The sequence below is a fragment of the Methanomassiliicoccales archaeon genome (genome assembly GCA_036504055.1).
Lineage (GTDB): Archaea > Thermoplasmatota > Thermoplasmata > Methanomassiliicoccales > UBA472 > DASXVU01.
Genome location: DASXVU010000040.1, coordinates 1 through 8,875, shown reverse-complemented (window position 1 = coordinate 8,875; position 8,875 = coordinate 1). Strand labels below are relative to the sequence as shown.

Below are 8,875 nucleotides of genomic sequence, written 5' to 3'. Positions count from 1 at the left end.
TGGAGGCTGACGTGGCGCTCCCGGTCATCGAGGAGATCAAGGTCTCCGTGCGCGACTCGCTTTTGGGCAAACGCGTCGACAGGCAGTTCACGGTCGAGTCTGCGGTCAAGCTTGCCCTGCAGAACGCCATCGAGAGCGTGCTGAAGCAGAGCGAGTTCGATTTTGATGATTATATCGCCAAGCACGAAAAACCGGTGGTGGTCATGTTCGTGGGCATAAACGGCACCGGCAAGACGACCGCCATTGCCAAGATCACCAACCGGCTGCAGAAGAACGGCCTCTCGGTCGTATTGGCGGCAGGCGACACGTTCCGGGCCGGGGCCATTGAACAGATCTCCATCCACGGGGAGCGACTGGGCACCAAGGTCATTAAGCACCAGTCGGGGGGAGACCCGGCAGCCGTCGCATATGACGCCATCGATCACGCCAAGGCGCGCCAAAGAGACGTGGTCCTGGTGGACACGGCTGGAAGGATGCAGACCAACTCCAACCTTATGGATGAGATGAAGAAGATAAAGAGGGTGGCAAAGCCCCATCTCACCATCTTTGTCGGCGATTCGCTAGCTGGCAATGATGCCATTGAACAGGCGGTAACGTTCAACAAGGAGATCGGCATCGATGCTGTCATTCTGACGAAGATCGATGCGGACGCCAAGGGCGGTGCGGCGCTGTCTATCGCACATGCGGTGAAGAAGCCGATAGCCTTCCTGTCCACCGGACAGGCCTATGAGGAAATAATCAAGTTCAACAGCAAGTGGATGGTCGACCGGCTGTTCTCCGACTCGGCCAAGTAACGGTGGATCACTTTTTGGCGGTGCACTTGAAGAACGTATAGCAGAAGGTCCCGTCCTGTTTGGTCGTCCTTTCCAGATCGGCAATGCCGCGATCGAATTCGACCTGATCGATCATGCCGGTGGCAATGGCCTTTTCACGGATGCCTGCCACCATCGCGATGAACGTGCTCTCGGTGAATCCATCGACAAGGGATGGCCTTGCGGCGTCCACATAGACCATTCTAGGCGTCACGCTCACCTCATTGAACATGGCCGAGGAGATGAGCGGAAAGAGCCTCCTGCCGATATTGGCATCGCCGCCCGTGTTCGCCTGGTCCATTATCAGACATCTGATCGCGCTTATGGCGTGGTCGCTGTGCGGATGGAAGAAGCAGGATCCGTGATCTCCCTCGATCGCCGTGATCTCCCCGCCCTGCTTCAGTACCGTCCTTAGCGCCATCAGCGCTGCCTCCGGCTCCTTGAGATGTTCCAGGACAAAACAGACGAAGACCCCATCGAAGCTCTCTGGCGAAAAGGGCAGGTTGAAAAGGTCTGCTTGCATGAAATCGACGTTGGTTATGCCCTCCGACCGGACGCGGGCCTTTGCCTGACGAACGGATTCTTCCGAAATGTCGACGCAAGTGAAGTGCGCTTCAGGGCTGTTTCTGGCCAGTATCAATGTCTGGGCTCCGACACCGCACCCGGCCTCCAGAACCCTATATCCGGCTGGATACCTTGTATCGTGATGAAGCAATCCTTCGAGGGTATCGGCCTGGTCCTGGAGCCGGCCCGATTCCCGTTCTGAGTATCCGTGGACATATTCATTGTTCATCGAGATCTACGACCAATGTCCTTCTGACGTAGTTAGAGTTTGCACTAGAAGGTAGAAAATGGAAGCGCAGATGCGCCTCAAAGGTTAAAATCAGATTTATGGCACAGATTCGCGATCACGGTGGCGAACACTTTGGTGTCCGATACCAGGTTATCGACGATGCTGTACTCGTTCGCCGTGTGGCACATGTCATCGCAGGTTTCCCAGCAATATGCGTCGATCCCGGCCAGGCGGAAGAAGTTGGCGCAGGTGCCGCCCCCGATACCGCCCGCCTTCGGCTCGACGTTCTTTACATGTTCGATCGCCATGGACAGGGCCTTATAGGCCTCGGAATCCTGTGCGCTGGGTTTGCCGCTCTTGGTCAGTTGGGCCGTTTCGTAGGTTATCTTCACGCCGGTCTTGTCCTCGAACAGGTCCCCGATCCACCTGAGCGTCTCCATTACGTCGTCCGTTGAATATTGGGGCAGGATCCTGAAGTCCAGGAAGAAGATGTCCTCGCCAGGAACGGTGTTGACATTGCCGACGGTCTGGAGCCTCTTGGTAGGTTCGTAGGTCGATGTCGGCGGGTCGAAGAGCGGGTTCTTCACCCCATACTTCGATTCCATATAGTCGACGATGAACGTGATGAGCTCGGAACCCACCTTCATGGCGTTGATCCCCTTTTCCGGGGTAGAGGCGTGGGTCTGTCTTCCCAGGACCCTGACCTTGAGCCACATGATGTGCTTCTCTGCCACCTCGATGAACGTCCCGTCCGCATTTCCGTAGTCGGGAACGTAGACTATGTCATCCGGCTGGAACACTCCCTGGTCGAGAAGGAACTTGATGCCCTTCTCCGATCCAACCTCCTCGTCAGCGACCAGGGCCAGGCCTATGCTCAGGTCTGGGTTCAATTTCAGGTCGTTGATCGCCTTCATCGCGGAGATCGCGGCCACCAACGACTGACCGTTGTCCTCGGACCCGAGCCCATAGAGTTTGCCCTCGATCAGTCTGGGGGAGAATGGAGGATATGTCCACGCGGCCAGGTCCCCCGGAGGGACGGTGTCCATGTGGCATACGAACCATACGGTCCGTTCCGACTTGCCCTTCTTCTTGGCCACTATGTTCGGCCTGAGCCGCAGCTTGACACGCTCATCGAGGGCGTCGTACATGTCGACCTCGTCGAACCCGCAGTTCTCGAGCATGTCCTTTATGAACCTTGCCCTTTCGAACTCACCCTCTCCGCCGCTCTCCGGCCCTATCGCTGGTATCCTAATAATCTCGCTGAGCGCTTCCACCATTTCGTCCCTTTTCGACTCGATGGAAACCAATAAATCCTGAAGTGAAGGCATTCGAATCCCGTGATTAAATGCGTTCCCTCCTAATAATAGCTTAGGTTTAGGTTATCCAGTTCTGAAACGTGATGCGCCTGTCCAGATAGTTTGTGGCTGTGCTCGGGGGCGCTTGTTACCGATAAGAAGATCGGGACGCCCGCCCGAGCGTCCCGACCCGTTTTGCGCTCTTCTTCCGGTTCAGCGCCTGAGGACCATGGAGACCGCGTTTCCGCCCCCAAGGCAGAGGGTCGCAAGGCCGGTCGATTTGTTCCGGTCCATCATGGTATGGACCATCGTCGTCAACAGTCTCGCCCCGGAGCACCCGATGGGATGGCCTAGAGCGATAGCCCCGCCATTCACGTTGAAGGCCTCGTCCGGAACGTTAAGCTCCCTCTTTACTGCGACCGAGGCAGTGGCGAACGCTTCATTGTGCTCGAACAGGTCTATGTCGTCGATGGTCATCGAGACCTTCTTCAGCAGCTCGCGGGTCGTGGGTATCGGCGCCTCCATGATCCATTCTGGCTTGGTGCCGCCAGTGTGATAACCGACGATCTCGGCCAGGGGCTTTATCCCGTGCTCGTCTGCGAATTTCCGGGATGCGATGACCAAGGCCGATGCTCCGTCGCTCAGCTGGGAGGCGTTCCCGGCGGTGACGATGCCATCTGATTTGAACGAAGGCTTGAGCTTGGCCAGGGCCTCGAGCGTAGTGTCGCTCCTGATCCCCTCGTCGGTCTTGAAGACGATGTCGCCCTTCTTGTTCTTTATCACGTAGGGCACGATCTCCTTCTCGAACTTGCCTGCCGCTACGGCGGCGGCTGCCTTGGTATGGCTCTGATAGGCGATCAGGTCGGCCTCCTCGCGGGTGACATGGTACCGTTCCGCCACCGTCTCGGCGGTGATGCCCATATGGACATCGGTGAAGATGTCCCACAGCCCATCGTGGACCATGCTGTCCATTATCGTACCGTCATTTAGCCGGTAACCGTAACGGGCGGACTTCAGCAGATAGGGCGCCTGGTTCATGTTCTCCATGCCGCCGGCGACGATCAGGTCGTGCTCTCCGGCCTTGATCGAGTTGGCGGCCAGCATGACCGCCTTCATGCCGGATCCGCAAACCTTGTTGAGGGTGAAGGACCCGATCTCTACCGGAAGGCCTCCCTTTACGGCGGCCTGCCTGGCCGGGTTCTGACCCAGCGAAGCACTGAGCACGTTGCCCATGATGCACTCCCTGACATCCTTTGCCTCGACGCTGGCCCGCCTCACAGCCTCTTTGACGACTAGAGCCCCGAGCTCCGGTGCAGGAACGTCCTTCAGAGATCCACCGAACTTGCCTATCGCGGTACGGGCCGCGCTCAATATGACGACTTCTTCCATGATGATTCCTCAAAAGACCTTGCTGGCCTTGGATTGTTGTGCGCCTAGCAAAAACCTAGGGATATAAAATATTGTCGATATTGACAATCGACTAACGACGATGCCAGGTAGGATCACGTCCGTTTCAGAGGTTTGGAGAGGTGTCTCCGAGCACTGACCGGCGGTTCGTACCATCCCAGGCCCAGGACGCGCAGTTCCTTCTCTGTCTTGGCCGCTGATCCCGGTCGCTTGCCACCGCAAACCTTGCACCTGTACCCCCCGTTCCGTCCCATGGACTGCATGCTCTTGTTGCACTTGGGACATATGGGATTCGCCGTCTTGACCAGAGCGTCGGCCAGCTCCAGGACCTCAAGCTTCTCCAGGTTAAGGGTCCTAGGCACCCCCCTTAGTTCGCCTACGGCCCTCACCGCATCACCAGGACGCAGTCCCCTCACCACTTCCCGGAATGATTTGGACGGTTCGTATGCCGCAAGATCGAGCTCCTGCTTTGATCCATGGGGCATCATCGTGATCAATGAATGTCCGCCAGCAATGGTTCGAGATGCCGAGACGATCCTTCCCCTGATCGAATAGGTCCGGGCCGGTAGCAGGTCCTTCCACCTTTGCATTACATGGTCGTCCGTTCCCTGGTTGGAGAGGAACAGTATCCATCGGTCCACGCGCTCGGACTCTATGGCGCCCATGGCCTGAGGCAGGTCCTCCAGTACATCCCCCCTGATCCCGAACAGCACCGGACAGGGTGTGTGCGGTGAGATCGCTCTCCTGCCCGCCCGGTCGTCATAGTTGTTGAAGGTGGACGGGAACCTTCGGTCCATTTCCTTTACTGACTCGTCGGAGACCTCCCGGGGCGTGCCCCAACGCGATCGTTCCCGATAGGCGATCACCTCGTAAGTGCGGTCTCTGGGTCTCCAGGACAGTGCCGCCGTGGCGCCGATCACCCCCCTGCCTCCCTCCATCTCGAAGCGGGTGGCACCGATGCGGTCCAGCTCTTCCACCACCTCGCTCTTCTGCACAATGCCCCTCACAGCATCCCAGTAGAGCTTTGACCTGGGTTTCCTCGGCGACACCACCAGCCCGGGGCTGGCATCCTCCTCCACCCGGGACCATTTCTGTAACAAACGGGAACATCGGTCCATTATCAGGTCCGGGTCAGCCGGACGTGCACAATCTGAATATGAATAGATCGGGCCTTCCCTTATCATTCCAACCATCTGGCAGGGGCCCTTTCCATGGCCGAACCGCATGCTGAGCGCGGCATTCCCCCGAGTCTTCCAAGGTACTGCGGGATTAAGGCGGACCAGGCGCGGCAGGCCGATCAGATCGTGGTCCCGCATGGCATCGATAACCTCGGTTGCCAGATAGGTCGTGCACATCGATTCTACCGAATCCGTGTCATCAAAAGCGACGTACATTTACGCCCCCGAGAGGGGAGGACGGGTTATTAGGGTTACGCAGCATCCTGCAGTCATACCGTTACGATATCAGTTCGAAGGATGAAGCGAACATGAAGGTCGGATCGTCCTCGGATGGTGTCAGGACCACCTTGATGACCGAGCCTGGCGGGACCGGAGCTGCCAAGACCGATGGTGGAAGGAATATGCTGGCGCCTGCTCCATCCTTATCCATCGCGGTGATGATCAGACCGGTCTTGGAATGATTGCATTGGACCACGACGCACTCGACAGTCCCCTCATTCCCGACCTTCACGTCCTTGAACAGGTCGACGCGTTCCGGAGACAGGTCGGAGAGGATTGAGAGCAATAGCAACGCGACGCCGGCACAGACGACCAAGGACCGCAGACCTATCTTGACCATTATGCGAATAATCAATCTGGATGAGTTCTCTGGTATCGTTACTTGTATACTTAGAAAACAACATTTGAATACCCTGGTGCGCATCTATCCCGGCATGACCAAGCCATTTCTAACCGAGAGAGCGCCGTTGCTGGCCTCCCTCTTTCTTATCGGGGGTTTGGTGCTCAGCGCCCTCGGTATAATAGGATTGACGACGAATGACATGCTCAATCTGGGGCCATGGGATTATTGGCTAGTCATGGTGGGAGTGCCCCTGTTGCTTATTGGCATCATCTGGCTATGGATCTACCTAGCAAGGGTGAAGCAGTTCCGCAAAGATTTACAGGAGAAGAGCAAAGCCACCTTCCTGAAGGGCATGGATGAGACCGAGTACCTGGCCTGGCGTCTGCCCACAAAATACGAAAAGGAACTGGAAGACAAGAAGGCCGAGTTCAGCATCAAGAAATAAGGTGCCCTCCTAACCGGCACCCCTACATTTCCGGTGGAACAGCATTTTCCGGAGAGGGGGCGTTCGGAATGACGGAACCTTCGAGCGCCATGACGTTCTTGGCGATCCGGTCCCGATCCTCTGCCTTGCATCTAAGCGAGACTTTGGTTATAGGACCGTAGTCTATCGAGACGACATCACAGATATCATATATTCCGGAAAGGAGGCTCTGTAATCCTCCGGATTGCGGTGCCGAGAAATTGAGTTCGACGGGATAGGTAAATTTCTCGAGTATCTTCGTTCTTAGCACATCTAATCCGTAATTATCCTTTACCGAAGTAAGCACGATCTCCGATTGAGGGAACTCCGATCGAACGATATCGATCCTTTCCTTCATCCCGAACTTCAACAGATCGGTCTTGTTGAGGACAATGATGATATTGATAGGATCGATATCCGGAAGAAGTATACCTTTTGAAGTTTTCAATTTCCTGATGACCTCAGGCATTCCGTCAGATGAATCTAGGACAAGGAGAACGAGGTCGGCGTTGAAAATGTCCTCGATCGTGTTCCGGAAGGATTCGATCATGAAATGGGGAAGGTTTTCCAGGAAACCGATCGTATCCGTCAGGAGTATCTCCTTCTTTACATTCTCCATTTTCCTTGTAGTGGTAGACAATGTAGAGAACATTTTGTTCTCAATGATGACGCTTTCACCGGTCAATCTCTTCATCAATGATGACTTTCCGGCATTGGTATATCCAGCAAGACATACCAGATAGAATCCCTTCTTCTTTCTCTGCTGTCGTCGAAGAGATTGATCTTCTTTCATGCTCTTCAGTTCGATATCTATCTTTTTCATCCTCTTACGTATGAGATCGTAATAGGTATTGATCGCATATTCTCCACCACCAAGGAATCCAGGATGTTCACCTGCCTTGGCATTGTGGATCCATTCCTTTAGGAACGGCATTTCATACTTCAGTTTGGCTTTCTCTACCTGAAGCATCGATTCCTTGCTATGAGCTCTCTTTGTGAAGATGTTCAGGACGATCTTGATACGGTCAACGACCTCGAGCTTCAGCAGATTCTCAATAATATAGTGCTGCCCCGGCTCGATTTCACCGTTTATCAACAGGACATCCACTGGATTCTCTCCGAGGATCTCTTTGACCTCTTCGAGTTTGCCCTTTCCAACGAAGTATGAGGGATCGGGGTATCTCTTATCCTGAAGAATCTCATAGACGATGTCGTATCCTGCCGTGCCGGCTAATTCCTCAACCTCTGCAACACGATTATTAAGCGTCAACAATGCAGCAGAGATTTTTCGTTCCGTGCGGTCGGCCAAAAGAACCCTTCCTTCATTGGTTATGACAGGTCCGATGATATTACTTTTGTATCAAGTTCCTTAAGAACCGGACCCCGGCGAACCCACTTTCCCGGTGATTTAGGTTTCCACCGGAAATGAAGGGGTCGGGGCAAGTCCAGGTGAAAAGGATAGATTAACAGCTTGAACCTCCATTTCTACTCGAATCTTATGGAGAAGATAAAAAGAGGTTTCAAGTACCGCAGTGGACAATCACCTACTCCTTCACCTGAGGGCCGGTTCTCCATAGGAAACATTGGGGTAATCCTGCCGTCTTTCACTTTCGAATCAGAGGCAATCACCAATGGATAGCAACGTCTTCGAGAAGCACTTGGACAGAAAACAGATATTCAAAAAGAATAACCGAGAGATTCTAAGGCCGTCCTATATCCCCGATGTGCTGCCCCACCGTCAGGAGGAGATCAACGCCCTCGCTTCCGTTCTGGTCACCGCGCTCAAAGGGGAAAGGCCATCGAACATACTAATTTTCGGAAAGACCGGGACTGGCAAGACCGCCTGCGTCAAGTACATTGGGAACGAGATCAAGAAGGCGGACGGGGAGAACAGCAAAGTCACCTTCATTTACATGAACTGCGAGATCGTAGACACTCCATACGGTGTCATGCAGAACATCGGAAACCAGTTCATCCAGAACTTCACCCAGCGCATTCCCTTCACCGGGCTGAGCATCATGCAGGTGTACAACCTCCTGCGAGATAACCTGGATCTGCAGGACCAGGTGATCATTATCGTGCTAGACGAGATCGACAAGCTGGTCTACAAGAGCGGCGACGATGTGCTTTACTATCTTTCCAAGATCAACGATGACCTAAAGAATGCCAGGGTCTCCATAATCGGTATCTCCAACGACCTCCTGTTCACCGACATGCTTGATTCTCGGGTCCGTTCCCGTATGGAGGGGGAGAAGATGGTCTTCCCTCCGTACAACGCCGAGCAGCTAAGGGACATTCTCAATCA

9 protein-coding genes are annotated in these 8,875 nt (G+C 54.7%); 3 read left to right on the top strand and 6 right to left on the bottom strand.

From position 1 onward, the window contains the following. The coding region (gene ftsY / locus VGK23_09815; protein ID HEY3420838.1) for a signal recognition particle-docking protein FtsY at positions 1–794 on the top strand (794 nt) is incomplete at its 5' end. 7 nt (positions 795–801) lie between these two features. Here the strand turns inward: ftsY and VGK23_09810 are convergent. The 5 genes from VGK23_09810 to VGK23_09790 form a co-directional block, all read right to left on the bottom strand. Continuing rightward, positions 802–1,605: a methyltransferase domain-containing protein gene (locus tag VGK23_09810; protein HEY3420837.1), complete on the bottom strand. Its 804-nt coding sequence runs from the start codon at positions 1,603–1,605 to the stop codon at positions 802–804. A 77-nt stretch (positions 1,606–1,682) separates the two neighbouring features. Next, positions 1,683–2,912, bottom strand: coding sequence for a M20 family metallo-hydrolase (locus VGK23_09805; protein ID HEY3420836.1), 1,230 nt, complete (start codon positions 2,910–2,912; stop codon positions 1,683–1,685). A 201-nt stretch (positions 2,913–3,113) separates the two neighbouring features. Further along, on the bottom strand, positions 3,114–4,289 hold the full coding sequence (locus VGK23_09800; GenBank protein HEY3420835.1) for an acetyl-CoA C-acetyltransferase: 1,176 nt from the start codon (positions 4,287–4,289) through the stop codon (positions 3,114–3,116). 113 nt (positions 4,290–4,402) lie between these two features. Further along, positions 4,403–5,701 (bottom strand): tRNA(Ile)(2)-agmatinylcytidine synthase, encoded by a 1,299-nt coding sequence (locus VGK23_09795; protein HEY3420834.1) that lies wholly within the window; start codon positions 5,699–5,701, stop codon positions 4,403–4,405. A 61-nt stretch (positions 5,702–5,762) separates the two neighbouring features. After that, positions 5,763–6,104: a hypothetical protein gene (locus tag VGK23_09790; protein HEY3420833.1), complete on the bottom strand. Its 342-nt coding sequence runs from the start codon at positions 6,102–6,104 to the stop codon at positions 5,763–5,765. Positions 6,105–6,198: 94 nt separating this feature from the next. Here VGK23_09790 and VGK23_09785 point away from each other — a divergent pair, with 94 nt between their 5' ends. Then, positions 6,199–6,552 (top strand): hypothetical protein, encoded by a 354-nt coding sequence (locus tag VGK23_09785; GenBank protein HEY3420832.1) that lies wholly within the window; start codon positions 6,199–6,201, stop codon positions 6,550–6,552. 22 nt (positions 6,553–6,574) lie between these two features. Here VGK23_09785 and hflX read toward each other — a convergent pair whose 3' ends face one another. Next, on the bottom strand, positions 6,575–7,879 hold the full coding sequence (gene hflX, locus VGK23_09780) for a GTPase HflX (GenBank protein ID HEY3420831.1): 1,305 nt from the start codon (positions 7,877–7,879) through the stop codon (positions 6,575–6,577). A gap of 322 nt (positions 7,880–8,201) precedes the next feature. Between hflX and VGK23_09775 the strand changes: the two genes are divergently transcribed. After that, positions 8,202–8,875: AAA family ATPase (locus tag VGK23_09775; protein ID HEY3420830.1), on the top strand; the 674-nt coding region annotated here is incomplete at its 3' end.